Annotated in this window: 20 protein-coding genes; 5 read left to right on the forward strand and 15 right to left on the reverse strand. The window is 72.5% G+C overall.

The features are described 5' to 3' along the window. Positions 1 to 7: 7 nt before the first annotated feature. Positions 8 to 1,480, reverse strand: coding sequence for an MFS transporter (locus HZF07_RS13835; protein ID WP_198346401.1), 1,473 nt, complete (start codon positions 1,478 to 1,480; stop codon positions 8 to 10). A gap of 79 nt (positions 1,481 to 1,559) precedes the next feature. Here HZF07_RS13835 and HZF07_RS13840 point away from each other — a divergent pair, with 79 nt between their 5' ends. Next, positions 1,560 to 2,183 carry a winged helix-turn-helix transcriptional regulator gene (locus HZF07_RS13840; RefSeq protein WP_181645184.1) on the forward strand — a complete coding sequence of 208 codons (624 nt, stop codon included), beginning with the start codon at positions 1,560 to 1,562 and terminating at the stop codon, positions 2,181 to 2,183. Between the two features lie 3 nt (positions 2,184 to 2,186). On the opposite strand, the gene HZF07_RS13845 is transcribed toward HZF07_RS13840, so the two are convergent. Next, on the reverse strand, positions 2,187 to 2,582 hold the full coding sequence (locus HZF07_RS13845) for a hypothetical protein (RefSeq protein ID WP_181645185.1): 396 nt from the start codon (positions 2,580 to 2,582) through the stop codon (positions 2,187 to 2,189). Positions 2,583 to 2,638: 56 nt separating this feature from the next. Here HZF07_RS13845 and HZF07_RS13850 point away from each other — a divergent pair, with 56 nt between their 5' ends. After that, positions 2,639 to 3,136 (forward strand): pyridoxamine 5'-phosphate oxidase family protein, encoded by a 498-nt coding sequence (locus HZF07_RS13850; RefSeq protein ID WP_157342435.1) that lies wholly within the window; start codon positions 2,639 to 2,641, stop codon positions 3,134 to 3,136. Positions 3,137 to 3,148: 12 nt separating this feature from the next. Here the strand turns inward: HZF07_RS13850 and HZF07_RS13855 are convergent, their stop codons facing one another. Together HZF07_RS13855 and HZF07_RS13860 are read right to left on the reverse strand one after the other, a co-directional pair. After that, the gene (locus HZF07_RS13855; RefSeq protein WP_157342437.1) at positions 3,149 to 4,402 is read right to left on the reverse strand and encodes a fatty acid desaturase family protein; all 1,254 of its coding nucleotides are present in this window, start codon (positions 4,400 to 4,402) and stop codon (positions 3,149 to 3,151) included. Between the two features lie 10 nt (positions 4,403 to 4,412). Continuing rightward, a complete protein-coding gene (locus tag HZF07_RS13860) occupies positions 4,413 to 5,528 on the reverse strand; it encodes a ferredoxin reductase (RefSeq protein ID WP_157342439.1) in 1,116 nt (371 codons plus the stop codon). An 82-nt stretch (positions 5,529 to 5,610) separates the two neighbouring features. On the opposite strand from HZF07_RS13860, the gene HZF07_RS13865 reads away from it, so the two are divergent. Next, positions 5,611 to 6,768 carry a helix-turn-helix domain-containing protein gene (locus HZF07_RS13865; RefSeq protein WP_157342441.1) on the forward strand — a complete coding sequence of 386 codons (1,158 nt, stop codon included), beginning with the start codon at positions 5,611 to 5,613 and terminating at the stop codon, positions 6,766 to 6,768. A 105-nt stretch (positions 6,769 to 6,873) separates the two neighbouring features. Next, on the forward strand, positions 6,874 to 7,503 hold the full coding sequence (locus tag HZF07_RS13870; protein WP_157342443.1) for a fasciclin domain-containing protein: 630 nt from the start codon (positions 6,874 to 6,876) through the stop codon (positions 7,501 to 7,503). Positions 7,504 to 7,524: 21 nt separating this feature from the next. On the opposite strand, the gene HZF07_RS13875 is transcribed toward HZF07_RS13870, so the two are convergent. The 4 genes from HZF07_RS13875 to HZF07_RS13890 form a co-directional block, all read right to left on the reverse strand. Further along, the gene (locus HZF07_RS13875; RefSeq protein WP_157342445.1) at positions 7,525 to 8,169 is read right to left on the reverse strand and encodes a pentapeptide repeat-containing protein; all 645 of its coding nucleotides are present in this window, start codon (positions 8,167 to 8,169) and stop codon (positions 7,525 to 7,527) included. Positions 8,170 to 8,200: 31 nt separating this feature from the next. Continuing rightward, positions 8,201 to 11,971 (reverse strand): SpoIIE family protein phosphatase, encoded by a 3,771-nt coding sequence (locus tag HZF07_RS13880; RefSeq protein WP_157342447.1) that lies wholly within the window; start codon positions 11,969 to 11,971, stop codon positions 8,201 to 8,203. 119 nt (positions 11,972 to 12,090) lie between these two features. Then, a complete protein-coding gene (locus tag HZF07_RS13885; protein ID WP_157342449.1) occupies positions 12,091 to 12,639 on the reverse strand; it encodes a DinB family protein in 549 nt (182 codons plus the stop codon). A 10-nt stretch (positions 12,640 to 12,649) separates the two neighbouring features. After that, entirely contained in the window at positions 12,650 to 13,129 is a 480-nt protein-coding gene (locus HZF07_RS13890) for a diadenosine tetraphosphate hydrolase (RefSeq protein ID WP_157342451.1), read from the reverse strand. A 24-nt stretch (positions 13,130 to 13,153) separates the two neighbouring features. Between HZF07_RS13890 and HZF07_RS13895 the strand changes: the two genes are divergently transcribed. Beyond that, positions 13,154 to 13,648 carry a DinB family protein gene (locus tag HZF07_RS13895; RefSeq protein WP_157342453.1) on the forward strand — a complete coding sequence of 165 codons (495 nt, stop codon included), beginning with the start codon at positions 13,154 to 13,156 and terminating at the stop codon, positions 13,646 to 13,648. Positions 13,649 to 13,742: 94 nt separating this feature from the next. Here HZF07_RS13895 and HZF07_RS13900 read toward each other — a convergent pair whose 3' ends face one another. The 7 genes from HZF07_RS13900 to HZF07_RS13930 form a co-directional block, all read right to left on the reverse strand. Beyond that, on the reverse strand, positions 13,743 to 14,522 hold the full coding sequence (locus HZF07_RS13900) for a glucosamine-6-phosphate deaminase (protein WP_157342455.1): 780 nt from the start codon (positions 14,520 to 14,522) through the stop codon (positions 13,743 to 13,745). Continuing rightward, entirely contained in the window at positions 14,522 to 15,457 is a 936-nt protein-coding gene (locus HZF07_RS13905; protein WP_157342457.1) for an N-acetylglucosamine-6-phosphate deacetylase, read from the reverse strand. Before HZF07_RS13905 ends, HZF07_RS13900 begins: the two co-directional genes overlap by 1 nt. A gap of 9 nt (positions 15,458 to 15,466) precedes the next feature. After that, complete coding sequence (locus HZF07_RS13910) at positions 15,467 to 16,360, reverse strand: ROK family protein (RefSeq protein ID WP_309504737.1); 894 nt, start codon at positions 16,358 to 16,360, stop codon at positions 15,467 to 15,469. Then, positions 16,357 to 17,730 carry a glycoside hydrolase family 3 protein gene (locus HZF07_RS13915; protein WP_232523049.1) on the reverse strand — a complete coding sequence of 458 codons (1,374 nt, stop codon included), beginning with the start codon at positions 17,728 to 17,730 and terminating at the stop codon, positions 16,357 to 16,359. Before HZF07_RS13915 ends, HZF07_RS13910 begins: the two co-directional genes overlap by 4 nt. A 2-nt stretch (positions 17,731 to 17,732) precedes the next feature. After that, positions 17,733 to 18,572, reverse strand: a complete 840-nt coding sequence (locus tag HZF07_RS13920) for a carbohydrate ABC transporter permease (RefSeq protein WP_157342462.1) — start codon at positions 18,570 to 18,572, stop codon at positions 17,733 to 17,735. After that, complete coding sequence (locus tag HZF07_RS13925) at positions 18,572 to 19,492, reverse strand: carbohydrate ABC transporter permease (RefSeq protein WP_157342465.1); 921 nt, start codon at positions 19,490 to 19,492, stop codon at positions 18,572 to 18,574. Before HZF07_RS13925 ends, HZF07_RS13920 begins: the two co-directional genes overlap by 1 nt. A 113-nt stretch (positions 19,493 to 19,605) precedes the next feature. Next, positions 19,606 to 20,901 (reverse strand): extracellular solute-binding protein, encoded by a 1,296-nt coding sequence (locus HZF07_RS13930; RefSeq protein ID WP_181645187.1) that lies wholly within the window; start codon positions 20,899 to 20,901, stop codon positions 19,606 to 19,608. Positions 20,902 to 20,904 lie beyond the last annotated feature (3 nt).

Below are 20,904 nucleotides of genomic sequence, written 5' to 3' on the forward strand. Positions count from 1 at the left end.
CCGGCGGTCAGGCCGCCTCGAGCGCCACCTCCGGCTCCGGCAGCACCGCGCGCTCCAGCTCCCTCCTCCTGACGAGGGTGAGCGCCGCGACCAGGCCGAGGGCGGCGAAGACCGCACCCACCAGGAACGCCGAGGCGAACCCGTCGACCAGTGCCTGCGGCAGCAGCGCACCCTCCGCGAGGGAGTCCTCGGTCCCCGAGGTGGCGATCGTCGAGAGTGCCGCGATGCCGAGCGCGCCGCCGATCTGCTGGGAGGTGTTGATCAGCCCGGACGCCAGTCCGGCCTCGGCCGGCTGCACGCCGGCGAGCGCGGCGATCGAGATCGGCACGAACGAGAACCCGATGCCGACGCCGATGACGAGGAACCCGGGCAGCAGGTCGCCGAGGTAGCTGCCGCCGACCGAGACCTGGGTGAAGTACAGGAGTCCCACGGTCAGCGCCGCCATGCCGGTCACCAGCACCGGCTTCACGCCGATGCGGGTGACGAGCTGCGCCGCCACGGCGGACCAGACGATCGCCGTACCGGCGACGGCGAGGTAGGCGACGCCGGTCTTCATGGCGGAGTAGCCCAGCACCTGCTGCATGTAGAGCGTCAGCATCAGGAACATCGAGAACAGCGCGGTCCCCATGATGAAGCCGGCGACGTTGGCCCCGCTCACCGTCCGGGTGCGCAGGATGCCGAAGCGCATGAGCGGCTCCGGGTGCCGCAGCTCCCAGCCGACGAACGCGGCGAGGAGGGCGAGCGCGAGCGTCCCGACGGCGATCGTCGGCGCCGCGAGCCAGCCCTCCTGGCCCGCCTGCGTGATCGCGTAGACCAGCAAGGAGAGCCCGCTCGTGACCAGCACCGCGCCGGGCAGGTCGAACCGCTGGACGCTCGCGTCGCGGCTCTCCCGGAGCAGCACCGGCGCCAGCACCAGCCCGACGACGCCGACCGGGACGTTGACGAAGAAGATCCACTCCCAGCTGAGGGCGTCGGTCAGGATCCCGCCCAGCAGGACGCCCGCGGCCGCGCCGAAGCCACCGACGGCGCCCCACGCCCCGAGGGCGACGTTGCGATCGCGACCCTCGGCGAACGTCGTGGACAGGATCGACAGCGCGGCGGGCGTGATGATCGCGGCGCCCAGGCCCTGGAACGCGCGGGCCGCGACCAGCGAGGTGTCCGACCACGCCAGTCCGGCGAGCAGGGAGGCGACCGCGAACACGGCGATGCCGACGAGGAAGACGCGGCGCCGGCCGAGCATGTCGGCGGCCCGGCCGCCGAGCAGCAGGAAGCCGCCGAACACCAGCGCGTAGGCGCTGATCACCCACTGGAGGTCGCTCTGGGAGAACCCGAGGTCGACCTGGATGGAGGGGAGCGCCACGTTCACGATGGCGATGTCGAGGACGACCATGAACTGGACGAGGCAGAGGAGTGCGAGCGCCAGCCACCTGCGGCGATCCGGTGCCACCTCCGAAGTTATTGCTTGCATTTCTGAAGTCATGAAAGGGACCGTAACAGCGACTACTTCAATTTTGCAAGCATCTTCTTCGGAATCGGCATCCGAGTGGTAGCATGGCGGCATGGTCAAGCGCTACGAGCAGTACTGTCCGATGGCGCACGCGCTGGACATGGTGGGTGATCGCTGGGCGCTGCTGATCGTCCGTGACCTGATGCACGGCCCCCAGCGCTACACCGACCTCGTCGAGCGGCTGCCCGGCATCGGGACGAACATCCTGGCGGCCCGCCTGCGTGAGCTCGAGGCACACGGCATCGTCACCCGCCGCACCCTCCCGCCCCCGGCGGCGTCGCGGGTCTACGACCTCACCGACTACGGGCGCGCGCTGCGCCCGGCCCTGCGCGAGCTGGCGTTGTGGGGTGCCCGTTCGCTCGGCCCTCCGACCGACAAGGACGAGCTGTTCCAGGGCTGGCTGGCGAACGCGATGGACACGGTGATCGCTCGGCTGGCGCCGAACGGCCGCTTCGAGTTCCGGTGCGGCGAGGAGACCGCGTCGCTCGTCGACGGCGAGGTCCTCAGCGGGCCGATCGAGCACGCGGACGTCGTCGTGGAGGGCGACCCGGACGGCATCTATTACCTGTTCGTGAACCGGTCCCTCGACACGGTCACCGTCGACGGCGACCAGGACCTGCTGCTGCGGCTTCTGGACGCGGCCCCGGAGCGGGTCGAGGCGCCAGCCAGCGCGTAGCGCTCAGAGGTGGTCGGGCACGATCAGCGCGTCCGGGTCCTGCCGCGGCGGCACGTGGGAGAGCGCGAGCTGCACCAGCGCCACCCTGGCCTTCAGCAGAACCTTGCGCTTCATGCCCCGCTCGCCGCCGAGCCGCTCCTCGACCGCTGCGATGATCTGCTCCTCGGTGAACGTCGGCCGGGTGCCGACCTCGACGTCGACGTCGGGCAGCGCGACCAGCACCGGCAGCAGCTGGTCGCCGAGGCCGTCGAGCAGCTGGAAGCGCTGGAACTTGCCCAGCCCCTCCCACAGCTCGTCCGGCGTGGTGCGGCCCTTGCGGGCGTCCTTGTCCTGCGCCGCGAGCACGTCCTTGGCCGCTCCGGTGAGGGCGGCGGTCAGCTCGTGCTCGGTGAATCGCATGGTCACAGCATGCCGCAGGCCGATGACTCCTCCGGCCCGGGCCGGTCTGCACGGGCATGACGACCGGCAGGACCGATCCGCGCTTCAGCGAGCCCACCGCGATCCCGCCCGCCTGGCCGGAGGTGGAGCGGCTGCTCACCGACGCCGAGCTCTACTGGCTGACCACGGTGCGGGTCGACGGCCGGCCGCACTCCACGCCGCTGGTCGGCGTGTGGCACGACGGCGCGTTCGCGTTCTGCACGGGCGTGGGCGAGCAGAAGCACCTCAACCTCTGGCACTCCGGCCGCGTCACCGTGCTCACCGGTCGCAACGACTGGCGGGCCGGCACCGACGTGGTCGTCGAGGGCACGGCGCACCGGGTCGAGGGTCGCGAGCGGCTGGCGCCGCTCGCCGCCGCCTGGCGCGAGAAGTACGGCGCCGACTGGGCCTGGCAGGCCGACGACGAGGGCTTCGTCGCCGGGGACGGCACCGCCCCGCACGTGTACGTCGTACCGCCGGCGAAGGTGATCGCCTTCGGCAAGGACCCGCACGCCCAGACGACGTACCGCTTCTGAGGCCGCTGCCCGTCAGGCGGCGGTCGTCACGTCCTTGGCCTGCTCGAGGCGGCGGGCCTGCTGCTGGAGGCGGGCGGCGGCGGCGCGGCGGATCTTGGGACCCTTGGTCGACATCGCCCACAGCAGCTTGGTCTGCTCGGGGAGGTTCTTGACGTTCGTGGTCGCGAGCCAGCCGTTGGGCAGCGACAGCCGCACCACCCGGTGCCAGGCGGAGTAGACCTGCTGCGGCAGCGGCGCGGAGTGGTAGTTGAGGTCGTACTTCTCGAAGAGCGCCTGCACCTTCGGGGCCACCTCGGCGTACCGGTTGCTCGGCAGGTCGGGGAAGAGGTGGTGCTCGATCTGGTGCGAGAGGTTGCCGGACATCAGGTGCATGGCCTTGGACCCGGAGATGTTGGCGGAGCCGAGCATCTGGCGCAGGTACCACTCGCCGCGGGTCTCGTTGTCCGGGATCGACTTCTTCTCGAAGGTCTCGACGCCCTCGGGGAAGTGGCCGCACATGATCACCGAGTGCGACCAGAGGTTGCGCACCACGTTGGCGGTGAAGTTGGCGGCGAGCGTCGGCAGGAAGCCGCCGAACGGGATCGCGAGGCCGGGGTTGATCACGTAGTCCTTGGTGGCCTGCTTGCGGATCTTCTTCAGCGTCTTGGACAGGTCGGCCTTGAACTTCGCGCTGCGCTTCTCCTTGGGGATGCGCAGGTTGCGGCCGAGCTCGAGGTCGTAGGCCGCGATGCCGTACTCGAAGAAGCACGCGTTGATGAAGTTCCACAGCGGCTGCGCGAGGTACGCCGGGTGCCAGCGCTGGTCCTCGTCGACGCGCATGATGCCGTAGCCGAGGTCGTTGTCCTTGCCCACGATGTTGGTGTAGGTGTGGTGGATCTCGTTGTGGGCGTGCTTCCAGCCGTCGGCCGTCGACGCGTTGTCCCACTCCCAGGTGGTCGAGTGGATCTTCGGGTCACGCATCCAGTCCCACTGGCCGTGCATGACGTTGTGGCCGATCTCCATGTTCTCGAGGATCTTGGCGACCGACAGGCCGACCGTGCCGAGCACCCACAGCGGCGGCAGCGCGGAGCCGAGCAGCACGGCGCGGCTGGCCAGCTCGAGGCGGCGCTGCACGTCGACGACCTTGCGGATGTACGCCGCGTCGCGCTCGCCGCGGTCGTCGAGCACCTCCTGGCGGATCGCATCGAGCTCGATGCCGAGCTGCTCGATGTCCTCGGGGGTGAGGTGTGCCGTCGGGTTCACGGGCTTCTTCGTGATGGCGGTCATCTCATCGCTCCTAGTGGTCGATGTGGCACGGCCCAGCGGCCGCGTTGATGCAGGTCTGGATCGGGACGCCGCCGGGGCCGGTCTCACCCGGCACGGCGGTCGTGATGGCGCCGTTGCGCAGGTCGCGCACGGCACCCTCCTTCAGCGGGATCACGCAGCCCATGCAGATGCCCATCCGGCAGCCGCTGGGCATGAGGACGCCGGCCTGCTCGGCGGCGTCGAGGATCGGGGTGGCGCCGTCGGCCTCGACCACGGTGCCGCTGGCGAACGTGACGGTGCCGCCCTCGCCGGCCTCCACCAGGTGCGGGCGGAACCGCTCGGTCGTGAGCTGCAGGCCGCGAGCGGCGTGGTGGGCCTCGAGGGCGTCGAGCAGGCCGGCCGGCCCGCAGGCGTAGGCGAGCCGCTCGTCGAGGTCGGGCACCAGGGTCTCGAGGTGGTCGACCTCGAGGATGCCGTGCTGGTCGTCGTACCGCTCGACGAGCGTGATCCGGCCGGTGGACCCGAGCGCGCGGAGCTCGTCGCGGAAGATCGCGGACGACTCGTCGACGTTGACGTGGACGAGCACGATGTCGGTCGCCGGCGGCGTACGGCGCGAGTAGAGGTTGCGCAGCATGCCGATCACCGGCGTGATGCCGGAGCCGGCGGTCACCAGCAGGATCTTGTCGGGGAGCGGCTGCGGGAGCACGAACTCGCCCTCGGCCTGGGCCAGCTGGATCATCTGGCCGACCGGCGCGCGGTGCACGAGGTAGTCGGACACGACGCCGCCGGGGATCGCCTTGACCGTGATGCTGATCCGGCGGTCGGCACGCGGGCCGTGGGTGAGCGAGTAGGTGCGCCACAGCCGGACGCCGTCGACGTCGACGCCGACGCGGACGTACTGGCCCGGGACGTGACCCGACCAGTCGCGGCCGGGCTGGAGCACGATCGTGGCCGACTGGTCGGTCTCGTGGACCACCTCGACGATCCGGGCACGCAGGTCGGCGCCGCGGCGCAACGGGTGGAAGACGTCGAGCACGTCGTCGATGGACAGCGGCGTCACGGCGGCGTCGGCGACGCGCCGGAGGCTGTCCCTCAGGGAGCGCCCAGGCCCGGAACGGGTCGCGACGGTCGAGACGGTGATGCTCATGTCTCCAGTGTGCTGCGCCGAGGGCGTAATATCCTGTCCATCGGACGTGAAGATCTAGGTCACATTTGTTCGGAGGAGACAAATGACGCGAGCACGACGCTCCACCGGACTCGGCCTGGAGCTCCCCCCCGCCGCCCTCGCGGCGATGCACAGCCAGCTGGCGACGCTCGCCGACGACGTGGTGGCCACCATCGTCGACGAGGTGCCGAGCTATCGCGACGCCTTCTCCGGCCCGATGGGCGAGACCATCAGCAGCGCGGTGCAGCTGGCGCTGGGCGGGTTCCTCGACCTCGCCAACCGGGGGCGCACCGACGACCTGAGCGCGGCGCCCGCGGTGGCCGGCAGCTACCAGCTCGGCCGCGGCGAGGCCCGGAGCGGCCGCACGACCGACGCCCTCCTCTCGGCGTACCGGATCGGCGCCCGGGTCGCGTGGCGCGAGCTCTCGACCACCGCGGTCAGCCACGGCCTCGGGGCCGAGGTGCTCGCCGACTTCGCCGAGCTCGTGTTCGCCTACATCGACGAGCAGTCGGCGGCCGCCGTCGCCGGGCACTCCGACGAGCTCGCCACGACGGGCCGGGTGCGTCAGCGGATGCTCGAACGCGTCGCGCACCACCTCCTCAGCGGCTCGCCGGTCGACCAGGTCGTGGCCGCGGCGGAGCGCGCGAGCTGGGAGCCGCCGCTCACCCTGACGGCGGTGATCGTCCCGGAGCCGCAGGCCCGCCGGGTGCTGACCGCGCTGTCCCCCGCCACGCTGCCGGTGGCCGATCCGCCCGACCTCGACGAGGGCGTGCTGCTGCTCGTCCCCGATGCGCACGACCACCGCCGAGCCGCGCTGCTGCGCATCCTCGCCGACCGGGGAGCGCTCGCCGGGCCGGCCCGGCCGTGGCTGGAGGCGCGGGCGTCGTACGACCGCGCGCTGCGGGCCCGGGCGGCCGGCGCGGAGCTGGACACCGAGGCCCACCTGGTGCCGCTGGTGCTCGACGCCGACGCGGCCGCCCGAGCCGACCTGCGTGCCCAGGCGCTGGCCCCCCTCGCCGACCTGCGCCCGGGCACGGCCGAGAGGCTCGCCGACACGCTGCGCGCGTGGCTGCTCCTGCAGGGCCGGCGCGACGAGGTGGCCGCCGCGCTCTTCGTGCACCCGCAGACCGTGCGCTACCGGATGGGCCAGCTGCGAGAGCTCTACGGCGACCGGCTCGACGACCCCGAGCAGGTGCTGGCCCTGGTCGTCGCCCTTGGTTGAAACTCGCACCAATCCGGGCCGGCGCCCGCTCCGAAGCACTGGTGTCCAAGCCAGACGTGCCCCCGTGAGCCCGCGGGGGTCCAACCTCGGAGGGAACCCAGTCTGATGAACATCTCGATGCGCGGCCTGACGGCCGCCCTCGCCACGTCCGCCCTGGCCAGCACCGCCGCGCTCGTCGCCGCCCCGGCCGCCCAGGCGGCGGACCGGCCGACGAGCCTGGCCCAGGTGCTCGCCGCGGACGGGCACAAGTTCGACAAGAAGTGGGGTGACTTCGACATCCTCGACGCCGCCGTCATGGCCGTGCTCAAGGAGAAGCCGAAGAGCGCGGTCGGCGTGCTGGCCAAGGGGAGGGTCAAGCTGACGGCGTTCCTGCCGACCGACCGGGCCTTCCGCCAGCTCGCCACGACGCTGACCGGCACCAGGCCGGCCACCGAGAAGGCGACGTTCAAGGCCCTGGCCAGCGCCGCCGGCATCGACACGATCGAGACCGTGCTGCTCTACCACGTGGTGCCCGGCAAGACGCTGGGCAGCGGCAAGGTCGTCAAGGCCGACGGCGCGAAGCTGACGACCGCCCAGGGCGGCACCGTGACCGTCGACATCAAGGGCAAGCGGGTGTTCCTCGCCGACGCCGACCCGGACCTGCGCAACCCCCAGGTGATCGCGGTCGACATCAACAAGGGCAACCCGCAGATCGCGCACGCGATCAACCGCGTGCTGCTGCCGCTCGACATCTGATCCGCCGGCCGGCCGTCGGCCTCAGGGCTCCACGTCGAGCCCGAGGCCGGCGGCCAGCAGCGGCGCCAGCAGCGCCAGCTGATCCGGGCTGACGGTGGCGCCGCGCAGCCCCAGCACCCCGTCGACCGCCTCGAACGTGGCGCCCCGCAGGTCGACGTCCTGGAGGTCGGCGTGCTGGACGTTCAGCTGCCCGACCCGGGTGCCGCTGAGCCGGACCCGTCGGGCGATCGCCCCGACCAGGTCGAGCTCCTCCACCACGCAGTCGGTGAACGCGAGGTCGGCGACCTCCGCGCCCCGCAGGTTGAGGTAGCTGATCTTGCAGCCCACGACGTGCACCGAGCGCCACTGCGCCTCGTAGGCCTCGACGGACCCGAGGCGGCCGCTGACCGTCACGTCGCGCCACTGGCTGCGGGCGGCCCGGACCACCGGCACGTTGACGCCGTCGAGCTCGACGTCGGTGAGTCGCGTGCCCCGGAGGTCGGCCTCGTCGGCGCTCAGCCCCGCCCACTGCGACGAGGCGACCCGGGCCCCCTGGAGGTCGAGCAGAGGTACGGCGAGGTCGGCGTACCGGACCCCGTCGAGGTCGGCGTCGCGCCGGAGCTCGTCGGGATCGCCGTCCTCGAGACCGTCGAGGTGGAGTCGGTCGAGCTGCGGGCCACGGACCACGGGTGCCTCCTGCGTCTGCTGGGTCGCGGGGTCAGACCCGGACGGTGCACCACACCGTCTTGCCGGACTCCGACGACCGGGTGCCCCAGTCTGTCGTGAGGGCCTCGACGATGTTGAGCCCGCGTCCGTGCTCGTCGTCGTCGTCGGGCCGCCGCCGGCGCGGCCGCAGCAGGGCCCGGTCGTGGACCTCGAGCACCACCTCGTGGTGCGTGCGCCGGATGCGCAGGTCGATGGGCGGCCGGGCGTGTACGAAGGCGTTGGTCACGAGCTCGCTGGTGACCAGGACGAGGTCCTCGGCGAGCTCCTCGGGCACCCCCCATGCCGCGAGCTGCAGCCGGACGGCCCGGCGGGCCTGCCGCGCCGCGGTCTCGGCCGAGTCCAGGCGCACCTGCAGCCCGGGGTCCTCGGGCTCCGCGACCTTCACGAGCACCAGAGCGATGTCGTCGTCCACCTCGCCGCCGAGGAGGTCGTGCGCGAGCATCGCCGGGAGCTCGGCGAGGTCGTGGTCCACGTGGTCGCGCACCGCCTCCGCCAGCCGCTCGATGCCGTCGAAGAGATCGGTGCCGCGGCGCTCCACGAGGCCGTCGGTGTAGAGCACCACCAGGTCGTCGGCCTCCAGCGCGACCACCTCGGGCCGCATGCCGAAGTAGCCGGCGCCGAGCGGTGGCCCGGTCGCCTCGATGCGCGCCACGTTGTCGACGAGGTCGTGGCGCGCCAGCAGCGGCGGCGGGTGGCCGGCGTTCGCGTAGGTCAGCGTGCGGTCGGCCGCGTCGTGCACGGCGTAGACGCACGTGACGATCTGGTTGGAGCCGAGCTCCTGGACCAGCCGGTCGAGGAGCTCGAGCACCTCGACCGGCGTGAGGTCGAGCGCGGCGTAGGCACGGACCGCGGAGCGCAGCTGCCCCATCACGGAGGCCGCGCGCACCCCGCGGCCCATCACGTCGCCGATGACGAACGCCGTGCGACCGGCGCCGAGAGGGATGACGTCGTACCAGTCGCCCCCGACGTAGGTGCCCTCGACGCCGGCGCGGTAGAACGCCGCCACGTCGAGCGAGTCGAGGTCGAACTCGCTCTGCGGCAGCAGGCTCGCCTGGAGCTGCTCCGCGATCAGGCGCTCCCGGGTGGCCGCCTCGCGCTCGGCCTCGGCGGCGATCAGGCGCTCCTGGGTGGCGCGCTGGTCGGTGATGTCCTGGAAGGACCCGCGCAGCACCCGGCCGCCGGCGGGGTCGGTCGCGAGCTCCCCCCGCGCCTGGAACAGCCGGACCCGGCCGTCCGGCAGGACGACCCGGGTCTCGTACCGGACGATCTCGCCCGGCACGGCGTGGGCGATCTGGAGGTTGACGCGCTCGAGGTCGTCGGGGTGGACCAACGACTCGATGACGCGGGCGGTGCCGAGGCGGTCCATCTCCTCCGCCGACATGTGCATGAGCTCGTAGAACATCGGCGAGGCCGTGATCGTGTCCTGGTCGAGGTGGATCTCCCAGCTGCCGATCTGCGCGAGGCGCTGGGCCTGGGCGAGCAGCTCCTCGCTGCGCTCGAGCGCCTGACGCACCCGTTGCTCGCGGTCGAGCTCGAGGTTGACCCGCACCCGGGCGAGGAGCTCACGACCGGAGAACGGCTTGACGAGGTAGTCGTTGGCGCCGGCCTCGAGCCCCTCCAGCGTGCCCTCCTCGCCGGCCCGGGCCGACAGCATGATCACCGGGACCGACGTCAGCGCCGGGTCGCCCTGCATCTTGTGGAGCAGCCCGAATCCGTCGAGCCGCGGCATCATCACGTCGGTGAGCACGAGGTCCGGCCGACGCTCGGCCATCCGCTCCAGGGCGTCGATCCCGTCGGCCGCGACCTGGACGTCGTACTCGGGGTGCAGCAGGTCGGCGATGTAGGAGCGCATGTCCGCGTTGTCGTCGACCACGAGGACCGTGGGCTGGCCGCTGCGCGCGGCGGCCCGTGGCTCGGGCTGCGAGCCGTCCGGCAGCCAGCTGAGCGCCTGCGCGACCATGCTGCGGGTCGCGCCGTCGGCGGCGACCGCGATCGTCCCGGACTCGTGGGCGACCTGCTCGGCCGGGAGGTGCTCGTGGCCGAGCGGCAGCCGCACGACGAACGTCGAGCCCTCCCCCGGGGCGCTGTCGACGGACACGGTCCCGCCGTGCGCGTTCACCAGCTCCGCGACCAGCGCGAGGCCGATGCCCGAGCCCTCGTGGGTGCGCGAGCGGGACCCGGCCACCCGGTGGAACCGCTCGAACAGCCGCGGCTGGTCGGCCTCCGGGATGCCGGTGCCGGTGTCGCTCACACGCAGCACGGCCTCGCCGTCGTCCGAGCCGATCGTCACCGAGACGCCGCCCTCGAACGTGAACTTCAGGGCGTTCGAGATCAGGTTGAGCACGATCTTGGACCACTGGTCGCGGTCGACGTAGGCGACGGTGTCGCCGTCGCAGTCGATGTCGAGCCGCAGGCCCGCTCCCTCGGCTGCCGACTGGAACATCGCGGCCAGCTCTGCGGTGAGCACGCAGAGGTCGGTGCGCTGGAAGGACGACCGGCCCTGCCCGGACTCGAGCCGCGAGAAGTCGAGGAGGGTGTTGACCAGCTGGAGCATCCGCTGGCCGTTGCGCGCGATCGTCTCGAGGCGCGCGGCCTGGCTCGGCGGCAGCGGCGCGGCACCGTCGGCGAGGGCGTCCTCGGCGGGTCCGAGCAGCAGCGTGAGCGGCGTGCGCAGCTCGTGGCTGACGTTGGCGAAGAAGTCGGTCTTGGCCTGGTCGAGGCGGGCGAGCTGCTCGGCCCGCTCGCGCTCGGCCTGGATCGCGCGCGCGTCCGAGATCGCCGCCGACAGGTGCCCCGCCACGAGGTCGACGAAGTCGCGGTAGGTGTCGTCGAACGGCCGGTAGCGGTTGAGGCCGGCGACGAGGAACCCGTAGGGGTGGTCGGCGGCGGCCTGGGCCAGGGGGACGACGTACGCCTCCGTCGGCGGCTCGGGCCACCGGCCGCGCGGCACGTCCTCGAACCGGCCCGCCAGCGGGACGACGGAGCTGAGGCCGTCCCACAGCTCCGCGATCGGCCAGGTCGGCGACGGGGACGAGGCGTGGATCAGCGCGGGCGCGACCGGGTGGTCGCCGGCGACGCCCGCGGTCCCGGCGCGCCAGACGGTCGCCCCGTCGTCGTCGAAGAGGTAGACCACGGAGAACGGCAGCAGGCGCCCGTCGGCGTTGATCTGGTGGCAGGCCTCCGCGACCGCAGCCTGCTCGTCGCGCGCGGCGCTCATCCTGACCCCGAGGTCGCGCAGCAGCGCCATCCGGCTGGTGGCGACGACCTGCTGGGTGTCCTCGGTGACGACGCAGAGCATGCCGGCGACCGCGCCGTCGTCGTCGGCGAGCGGGCTGTAGGAGAAGGTGTGGTAGGTCTCCTCGGCGTATCCCGACCGTTCGAGGAACAGCAGCAGCGCCTCGTCCCAGGTCGCCTCGCCCGACTCCATCACGCGTGCGATGCGCGGCCCGATGTCGTCCCAGATCTCCGACCACACCTCGTCCGCGCGGCGGCCGAGGGCCCAGGGGTACTTCGTGCCGAGCGTGTCGCGGCGGTAGGCGTCGTTGCAGAAGAACGTCAGCTCGGGGCCCCACGCCATCCACATCGAGAACTTCGAGGTGAGCAGGATCCGGATCGCGTTCTTGAGGCTCAGCGACCACTGCTCCGGGTCGCCGAGCGGGGTCCGGGACCAGTCCACCTCGAGCAGGTCGGCGCCCACCTGTCCGCCGGACTCGAACGTCTCGCGCATCGAGCGCACCCGGCTGACCGGTTCGCGCGCCGTCATGCCACCACCCCTCTGTGCATGACGTCGTCCTACCCGCTCGGGACGCGTCTTGATCCTCGGGCAGAGATCGTGGCACACGGCACGCGACCACGCCCTCACCCCCCGGGGATCGGCGCGGGTCACTCCCGGGGCGGATCCTCACCGACGAGCCCGTCGACGGACTCGCGGATCAGGTCGGCGTGGCCGACGTGGCGGCCGTACTCCTCGATGAGGTCGAACAGGACGCGGCGCAGGTTGGGGTGGTTGCCCTCGTCGTCCTGGACCTCGGCGACGAAGTCGAGGCCACCGGCCGCGACGGCCTCGTCGACCAGGGCCCGCCCCTTCGCCACCGACTCGCGGAAGAGCGCCTCCAGCGACGCAGGGGTGTCGTCGTCCTCCACGCGGAGGTGCCAGTCCTCGTCGTCCCAGTCCGCCTTGTCGAACGGGGCGAAGGGTGCCCGGCCGTGCAGCTTCCACGCCAGCGTGGTCGCCTCGACGACCGCGGCGTGCTTGAGCAGGCCGCCGAGGGTCAGCGTCGAGGGGCCGAGGGTCGCGCGGATGCCGGCGTCGTCGAGGCCGCCGCACTTCCACAGGAGGTAGCCGCGCAACCGGTCGAGCGAGCCGGTGATCGCCGCCAGCTCGTCACCGGCGAGCGGGGGTTCCTGTCCGAGGTCGCCGAGGTCGGTCATGCCGCCGACTCTAGGGCAGGGCGCCCGCCGTGCGGTCGAGCTCGGCGGCGATCTGGGCGCGGAGCTCGTCGTGCTGCGGGCCGAGCTCGTGCTCGTCCGAGACCCGCTTCGTCCAGTGGTGGAGCGCGGCCGGCCACCCCACGACGTCGTCCGGCTCCCAGTCGTAGCGCGGCGTGACGTGGGCGTGCAGGAACGCGTCGGTGTTGCCCTGGATCTCGAGGTTGATCCGCCGGAAGCCCGGGTCCCGCCGCCGCGCGACCGTCGACACCGCGCGGCCCAGGACCGCCATGTCCTCGAGGAACACCAGCTGCCGCTCGGGGCTCAGGTCGGTGAGCTGGTCGGCGGCCGGGTCGTCGGTGATCAGCACGCAGTAGCCGGGGAGGTGCTGCACGTCGCCGATCACGGCGAACCCCGCACGCATCCGGCGGAGCACCGTCGGGTTGGTGCCGGCGAGCGCCGCGCCGACGCGGTCGAGTCGGAAGTCCGTCATGGCTCCGACCCTAGAGTCGGAGCCATGCTCGAGACACAGCGCGAGAGGGTCCCCGCCGACGACGACGGTGAGCTGGACACCGCACTGGCGTTCCTGAGGTTTCAACGCTCGTGCGTGTTCAAGAAGATCGACGGCCTGTCCGAGGAGCAGCTGCGACGGCGGCTGGTCGTCTCCGACACGACGCTGCTCGGCCTGGTCAAGCACTTCGCGGACGGCGAGCGGTGGTGGTTCGCCCACCACGTGGGCGGCGACCCGGCGTACGCCGACATCGACTGGACGATGGTCGTGCCGGAGTCGGTGCCGGCGGAGGCGGTGGTCGCGGACTACCGCGCCGCGATCGAGGAGGCCGATCGGCACATCGCCGCCGCCGGGTCGCCCGAGACGCTGACGAGGCTGCCCGTGGGTGACGCGCCGCGGACGCTGCGCTGGGTGCTGTGGCACAAGACCAGCGAGATCGCCCGCCACCTGGGCCACATGGACATCCTGCGCGAGCAGATCGACGGGGTCACCGGGCGCTGAGCGGCCGACTACTCAGGCTCTCCTGTCACTTCTCAGGCGTTGCAACGGCCGAGAAGTGACGGGATCACCGGTGCACCGGTGAATCCGGCACCGCTCACATCCCCTGCCAGGCAGGCTTCCCGGCGTACACCTCGCGGTAGTAGTCGAGGCGGGCGAGGCCGGCCGCGGCGTCGGGGTCGAGCAGGACCGTGGCGTGCGGGTGGAGCTGGAGCACGGAGGCCGGGCAGGACGCCGAGACCGGCCCCTCGACCGCGGCGGCGACGGCGTCCGCCTTGCCGGCACCGGTGGCGACCAGCAGCAGGTGGCGGGCGCGCAGGATCGTGCCGAGGCCCTGGGTGAGCACGTGCCGCGGCACGTCGTCGGCGGAGCCGAAGAAGCGCGCGTTGTCGTCGCGGGTCCGCGCGGTGAGCGTCTTGATGCGGGTCAGCGACGCGAGCGACGAGCCGGGCTCGTTGAACGCGAGGTGGCCGTCGCTGCCGATGCCCAGCACCTGCAGGTCCACCCCGCCCGCGGCGACGATGGCCTCCTCGTAGCGGGCGCCCGCTGTCTCGACGTCGGCCGGGTCAGGCGTCGCGACGCGGTCGCGAGGGATGTCGAGACCGTCGGTGAGCTCGCGGTAGATCGTCTCCCGGTAGGACTCCGGGTGGCCGATGGGCAGGCCGACGTACTCGTCGAGCGTGAAGCACCGCACCCCGCCGTACGACGGCCCGGTGCCGGCGCGGTGGCGCGCGAGGAGCTCCTGGTAGGTCGGCAGCGGGCTCGAGCCGGTCGCCAGCCCGAGCACGGCGTCGGGCCGGGAGCGGACCAGCGCCTCGATCGCGGACGCGGCGACGGCGCCGACCTCGGCGGCGGAGGAGAGGGGCACGACCTCCATCAGCGCAGCTCCAGGTCGTCGGTGAGCTCGATCGTCTCCTCGCGCGCGGGCAGGCCCAGCAGGGCGAGGGGCGTCGAGGTGGCGGTGGCGACGGCGTCGGAGACCGAGCAGCCGGTCTGCTGGACGAGGATCCGCAGGCAGTCGAGGACCGACGCGCCCGACCCGGCGAGCGTGCCGTCCGCGAGCCGGACCGTGCCGTCGGCGACGACGACGTCCTGGTCGCCGAGGCGGGCGGGACCGTCGGGCATCCCGAGCGCGGCGGTCGTGTCGGACACCGACAGGAAGCGCGCAGGCCCGAGCGCGCGCCAGGCGGCGCGCACGAAGTGCGGGTCGAGGTGGTGCCCGTCGACGATGAGGCCCGCGACGAGGTCGTCACCGCCCAGCGCGACGCCGACCGGCCCGGGCTCGCGCGGCGACACCGGCGCCATCGCGTTGCCGAGGTGGGTGACGCAGCGGGCGCCCGCCTCGATCGCGGCGAGCACCTCGGCGGTGTCGCCGGCGGTGTGGCCGACCGACACGACGACGCCCTCGGCGGTCAGCCGCTCGATCACCTCGAGGGCGCCGGGGAGCTCCGGCGCGACCGTCACCATCAGCACGCCGGCCTCGCGCGACCAGCCGTCGACGAGGTCGAGCGACGGCGGGCGCAGCCAGTGCTCGGGGTGCGCGCCCTTGCGGGACGGCGCGATCATCGGACCCTCGAAGTGCAGCCCGAGGGGCTCGGCCCCCGCCCAGCCCGCGGGCGGGCCGGCGGCGAGCGTCGCCAGCGCCTGCTCACGGGCGGCCGGGTCGGAGGTGATCACGGTCGGCAGGAACGCGACGACGCCGTACGCCGGCAGCGCGGCCGCGACCTCCCAGAGCCGGTGCGGCTCGGCGGTGAGGTCGATGCCGGCGGCGCCGTTGACCTGGGCGTCGACGAGGCCGGGGTAGCTGGTCATCGACTCACCTCACCGGCCGAGCAGGGCGGCGCCCACCGCGGCGACCGGGTAGTCCGCGGGCACGACGCGCAGACGGCCGGCCAGGTCGAGCGACGCCAGGAACGGCGAGCTGGCGGCCTGGGCCTGGAGGGCACCGGCGACGGCCACCCGGAGCTGCTCGCCGAGCTGCGCGACCCCGCCACCGAGCACGACCGTGCGCGGGTCGACGGCGAGCGCGAGCACCCGGATCGCCGAGGCGACGCCGGCGGCGAACTCGTCGCGCACGGCGACCGCCTTCTCGTCCCCGCCCTGCGCCGCGGCGAAGAGCGCCTGCGCGGGCGGCACGTGGCCGCTCGACGGCCACGCGGACGCGAGCGCCGAGCCGGACGCGATCGTCTCGAGGCAGCCGCGCTGGCCGCACTCGCAGAGCGCGCCCATGGGGTCGACCGGGATGTGGCCGACCTCCCCCGCCGCGCCGTGGTCGCCGCGGCGGAGCCGGCCCTCGAGCACCAGCCCGGCCGCGAGGCCGGTGCCGATGCTGAGGTAGACGAGGTCGTCCTCGCCGCAGACCTTGACAGCGCCGAGGGACGCGGCGTTGACGTCGTTCTCGACGACCACCCGCACGCCGAGGCGCTCGCCGAGCGCCTGGCCGAGCGGGAACCAGTCGCCGTCGAGGCCGAGGTTCACCGCGTGCTTGACCGTGCCGTTCGGGGGGTCGACCAGTCCGGGGATGCCGACGCCGACAGTGCCGGTCAGCGGCTCGCCGGTGGCGGCGCGCAGCGCCTCCACCACGCGCGCTGCGGTGCGCACGACGCCGTCGGTGCCGGGCTCGGTCGCCTCGCGGACCTCGGCCAGGATCTCGCCGGCGTCGTCGATGACGAGCCCCAGCGTCTTGGTCGCGCCGATGTCCAGGCCGACGTTCACCGGTCCCACCCTGCCTTCCTCAGCAGCTCCTCGACCGCGGCGGCTCCCGGTCGGGAGTAGCCGCGCGTGCAGATCCTCGGCACCGACCCGTCGAACGGGCCGGGCCAACCCCACTCGACCACGACCGCGGCGCCGTCGACCACGATCTCGGGACGACGGTGCGCGTCACGCATCTGCAGCACCACGGGCCGGTCGCCGGCGAACGGCTCACCCGGCGCGACGAAGCGGTCGGGCTCGAGTCCCCACGGCACCTCGCCCACGGCGATGTTGGCCGCGGTCGCAACGCTCACGATCTCGGCGCCGGCGAGGTCGGGCAGCTCGCCCTCGACCACCAGCGAGGCGTGCGCCGCGCGCCCTTGCGCCGGGATGCCGGCGTCGGGGCCGCCGGACATGTCGTAGCGGCGCAGCTGGGCGATCCGTGCGCACGCGTCGCGCAGCCGCTCCTCGGAGAGCCGCCCGTCGTGGACGGCGGCGACGATCGCGGCCTGGGTCTCGCGCACCAGGGACACCGGCTTGTCCGGGCCGATGCAGAGCAGGTCGGCGCCCGCCGCGAGCGACAGCACGGCCGCCTCGGGGATGCCGCGCTCCGCGGACGCACCGGCCATGTCGAGCGCGTCGCTGACGATGACGCCGGCATACCCCATGTCCTCGCGGAGCAGCCCGAGGACCGGCGCGCTGAGGGTGCCCGGCAGCGCCGGGTCGATCGCGGGTACGACGATGTGCGAGGTCATCACGGACGCGGCGCCGGCCTCGGCGGCGGCGGCGAACGGCACGAGCTCGCGGGTCCGCAGGGTCGCCAGGTCGGCGTCGACCGTGGGCAGCTCGAGGTGGCTGTCCTGCGCGGTGTCGCCGTGGCCCGGGAAGTGCTTCACGCAGGCGGCCACACCGGCCTCCTGCAGGCCGGTCACCCAGGCCGCGACGTGGGCGGCCGCCTGCTGCGGGTCGCCCGAGAAGCTGCGGGTGCCGATGACCGGGTTGTCCGGGTTCGTGTTGACGTCGGCGACCGGCCCGAGGTCGAGGTTGATGCCGGCGGCGGCGAGCTCGGCCCCGATCGACCGACCGACGGCGCGGGTCAGGTCGAGGTCGTCCGCGGCGCCGAGCGCGGCCGGCCCGAGCACCGGGCTGCCGTCCATCGCGTGCAGCCGGGTGACGTCGCCGCCCTCCTCGTCGACCGCGATGACGGCGTGGGGGTTGGCGGCGCGGATCGCGGCGCTCAGCTCGGCGACGGCCGCCGGACCGTCGGCGGTGTTGGTGCCGAAGTAGCAGATGCCGCCGAGGCCCTCGGCGAGCAGCGCGGCGTAGTCGTTTGGCAGCGTCGTGCCGGCGAACGCCGGCAGCTGCACCCGGAGCGCCATCTGGTCGAGGTCCATGCTCATCCCTTCACCGCGCCGGAGGTGAGACCGCCGACCATGCGGCCCTGGACGATGAGGAAGAACACGACGACCGGGATCGCGATGAGCGTCGAGCCGGCCATGATGCCGCCCCAGTCGGTGCCGCGGTTGACGTCGGCGAAGGTCGTCAGCCAGAGCGGCAGCGTGCGCTGGTCCTCCCGCGTCATCACGACGAGGGCGAGCGTGAACTCGTTCCAAGCCTGGATGAACCCGAAGACACCGGTCGCGACCAGGCCGGGCGCGAGGAGCGGGAACGTGACCCGGAAGAACGCCTGGGTGCGCGAGCAGCCGTCCATCATCGCGGCCTCCTCGAGCTCGTAGGGGACGCCGGACACGAAGCCGCGCAGCGTCCAGATCGTGAAGGGCAGCACGGCCGCGACGTACACGATGCTCAGGCCGACGATCGTGTTGAGCAGGTCCACCGCCTCGAGCATCTTGTACTGGGAGATGAAGAGGCCCTCGACCGGGATCATCTGGATGACCAGCAGGGCGACGATGAACGTCGTCCGCCCGCGGAACCGGAAGCGGGACACCGCGACCGAGGCGACGAACGCGAACACCAGCGAGACGAGGATCGTCAGGCCGGTCACCAGCAGGCTGATCTTGAGGGCGTTGACGAACTGGTCGGTCTCGAAGACCGTCCGGTAGTTGTCCAGGTTGCCGCCGAACGGCACCCAGGTCGGCACCGGGTTGCGGATCTCGCGGCGCGGCAGGAACGAGCTGTTGATCATCCAGTAGACCGGGAAGATCGCGAGCACGAACGCGACCAGGCCCAGGACGTTGGCGGTGATCCGCAGCGGCCGCGGGGTGGGGCGGGCCATCAGTCTTCACCTTCCTGGCGCAGCATGGCGCGGACGTACGGCGCGGTCAGCGCGACGGTCAGGACGAGCATGAACATCGCGACCGCCGCCGCCATGCCGAAGTTCCCGCTGCCGATGCCGAGCCGGTAGATGAGGGTGCCGAGGAGGTTGGTGTCGTGCGTGCTGCCGCCGGCCTTCTGGAGGATGTAGATCTGCGTGAAGACCCGCAGGTCCCAGATCACCTGCAGCAGGCCCACCACGAGCAGCACCGGTCGGATGCTCGGGAGGACGATGTGCCGCAGCCGCTGGGTCGGGCTGGCGCCGTCGATCTCGGCGGCCTCGACCAGGTCCTCGGGCACCTGGGTGAGCGCGGCGTAGACGGTGAACGCGACGAAGGGCACGCTCATCCAGACGACGATGACCGTCGCCACGAAGAAGAAGGAGAGCGGCTCGAGCAGCCACGGGTGGCCCTCGAAGTCGAAGCCGATCTTGGTCAGCAGGTAGTTGACGATCCCGTACTGGGTGTCGAAGAGCCACTGCCACACGGTGAGCGCGGCGACGACCGGCATCGCCCACGCGAGCAGCAGCCCGGCCTGCACGAGGATCCGGATGCCCTTGGACATGTGCTGCATGAGCAGCGCCAGCGCCACGCCGATCGTCATGGTGACGGCGGCGTTGACGAGGCAGAAGACGATCGAGCGGAGGGTGACCTTCCACAGGTAGGGGTCGGTGACCAGCTCCCGATAGTTCTCCAGGCCGACCCACTCCGGCGGGTTGCCGAACTGCTGGCGCAGCCCGTACTCCTGGAAGGACAGCAGCACCTGGCGCACGAGCGGGTAGCCCAGGGCGAGCCCGAGCGCGACGACCGCGGGCACGATCAGCACGTACGGCAGCGGCGACCGGCGGGCGCGGGGGGCCGAGCCGTTGTCGACTGTGGTCATGGTTGTTCCTCCTCCCGCATCATCGCGGGCATGGCACGGCCGGGGCGGCGGATCGCACCGCCCCGGCCGTCTGGGTTCCCTGCTTGTGGTGTTGCTGTGTCCGGCGAGGACTCTCAGCCGTTGAGCTGGGAGTTCATCTGCTCGTCGGCGTCGGCCGCGAGGTCGGCGACGTCGCCGCCCTGCGCGATCGCGCTGAAGAGGTCCTCCAGGACCCGCGAGCCCTCGACGTTGGCCCAGCCCGGCGCGGCCGGCGTGAGCTTGGCGTTCGAGGCCGCCGCGATGGTGGCCTGCGCGTACTCGTCGTCACCGAGGAGCGGGGCGAGCGAGGTCAGGGCCGGCGTCAGGCCGTTCTCGGCCATGATCGTCTGGTAGTCCTCGCTGAGCATCAGCGCGACGGCCTTGGCCGCGAGCTCCTGGTTGGCCGACTTGGCCGCGATCGCGATGTCCGAGCCACCGAGCAGCACCGGAGCCGGCGCACCGTCGGAGCCCGGGAGGGCGAAGACGCCGATCTGCTTGGCGAAGGTGTCGGGGCACCCGGTCTCCGGGTCCTCGATGAGGCCCTTGACCCAGCCCGGCGTCGACATCATGCCGACCTCACCCGCGCAGAACGGGGTCCACGGGTCCGCCTCGTTGCCGTCCTTGGGCGCACCGGACGCCTCCGTGAACAGCTTCTGGGCGGTCTCGAGGCCCGCGATCGACTCGTCCGAGGAGAGCGAGCCGCTGAACTCGCCGCCGTCCTCGACGGCCAGGTCGCCGCCGGCGTCCCAGATGAACGCCGCGCCGTTGCGCCAGTCCTGACCCGGGAACCAGAACCCGGAGAAGTTGGCCGGCTTGGGGTTGGCCTTCTTGAGGGCGACGGCCGCGTCGACGAACTCCTCCATCGTGGTCGGCACCTCGAGGCCCGCCTTCTCGAGGAGGTCCTTGCGGTAGAAGATGTACTTCGAGCCGGCGTAGTACGGCACAGCGTACGTCTTGCCGTCGATGGTCGCGCCGTCGACGAAGCCCTGGAGCAGGTCGTCGCCGCCGAGGTCCTCGAGCTGGTCGGTGACGTCGGCGAAGGCGCCGGCCGAGGTGAACGTCGGGGCCTGGGTGTTGCCGATCTCGACGACGTCCGGGGTCTCGGAGTCGCTGGAGAGCGCGGTCGTCAGCTTCTCGACGAGGCCGTCCCACTCCTGCTGCTCGATGGTGAGCGTGGAGCCGGGGTTCTGGTCCTCGAAGGTCTTCTTCAGCCAGTCCCGCGCCTCCTGCGGGGTGTCGGTGCCGTTGAGCCAGACACGGATGTCCGCGGCCTGGGGGGCGCTGTCGCCCGACGAGTCGCTGTCGCTGTCGCTGTCGTCGCCGCACGCGGCGAGCGTGGTCAGGGCCAGGGCGGCGACGGCCGCTCCGGCGAGGGTCCTCTTGATGCGCACCGC

Origin of the sequence: Nocardioides agri, from assembly GCF_013778305.1 — a bacterium.
GTDB classification, from domain to species: Bacteria; Actinomycetota; Actinomycetes; order Propionibacteriales; family Nocardioidaceae; genus Nocardioides; species Nocardioides agri.

Excerpts from the sequence above, each read along its gene's own strand:
- HZF07_RS13835 (WP_198346401.1), bottom strand. The coding sequence starts at position 1,480 with ATGACTTCAGAAATGCAAGCAATAACTTCGGAGGTGGCACCGGATCGC.
- HZF07_RS13840 (WP_181645184.1), top strand. The coding sequence starts at position 1,560 with ATGGTCAAGCGCTACGAGCAGTACTGTCCGATGGCGCACGCGCTGGAC.
- HZF07_RS13845 (WP_181645185.1), bottom strand. The coding sequence starts at position 2,582 with ATGCGATTCACCGAGCACGAGCTGACCGCCGCCCTCACCGGAGCGGCC.
- HZF07_RS13850 (WP_157342435.1), top strand. The coding sequence starts at position 2,639 with ATGACGACCGGCAGGACCGATCCGCGCTTCAGCGAGCCCACCGCGATC.
- HZF07_RS13855 (WP_157342437.1), bottom strand. The coding sequence starts at position 4,402 with ATGACCGCCATCACGAAGAAGCCCGTGAACCCGACGGCACACCTCACC.
- HZF07_RS13860 (WP_157342439.1), bottom strand. The coding sequence starts at position 5,528 with ATGAGCATCACCGTCTCGACCGTCGCGACCCGTTCCGGGCCTGGGCGC.
- HZF07_RS13865 (WP_157342441.1), top strand. The coding sequence starts at position 5,611 with ATGACGCGAGCACGACGCTCCACCGGACTCGGCCTGGAGCTCCCCCCC.
- HZF07_RS13870 (WP_157342443.1), top strand. The coding sequence starts at position 6,874 with ATGAACATCTCGATGCGCGGCCTGACGGCCGCCCTCGCCACGTCCGCC.
- HZF07_RS13880 (WP_157342447.1), bottom strand. The coding sequence starts at position 11,971 with ATGACGGCGCGCGAACCGGTCAGCCGGGTGCGCTCGATGCGCGAGACG.
- HZF07_RS13885 (WP_157342449.1), bottom strand. The coding sequence starts at position 12,639 with ATGACCGACCTCGGCGACCTCGGACAGGAACCCCCGCTCGCCGGTGAC.
- HZF07_RS13890 (WP_157342451.1), bottom strand. The coding sequence starts at position 13,129 with ATGACGGACTTCCGACTCGACCGCGTCGGCGCGGCGCTCGCCGGCACC.
- HZF07_RS13895 (WP_157342453.1), top strand. The coding sequence starts at position 13,154 with ATGCTCGAGACACAGCGCGAGAGGGTCCCCGCCGACGACGACGGTGAG.
- HZF07_RS13900 (WP_157342455.1), bottom strand. The coding sequence starts at position 14,522 with ATGGAGGTCGTGCCCCTCTCCTCCGCCGCCGAGGTCGGCGCCGTCGCC.
- HZF07_RS13905 (WP_157342457.1), bottom strand. The coding sequence starts at position 15,457 with ATGACCAGCTACCCCGGCCTCGTCGACGCCCAGGTCAACGGCGCCGCC.
- HZF07_RS13915 (WP_232523049.1), bottom strand. The coding sequence starts at position 17,730 with ATGGACCTCGACCAGATGGCGCTCCGGGTGCAGCTGCCGGCGTTCGCC.
- HZF07_RS13920 (WP_157342462.1), bottom strand. The coding sequence starts at position 18,572 with ATGGCCCGCCCCACCCCGCGGCCGCTGCGGATCACCGCCAACGTCCTG.
- HZF07_RS13925 (WP_157342465.1), bottom strand. The coding sequence starts at position 19,492 with ATGACCACAGTCGACAACGGCTCGGCCCCCCGCGCCCGCCGGTCGCCG.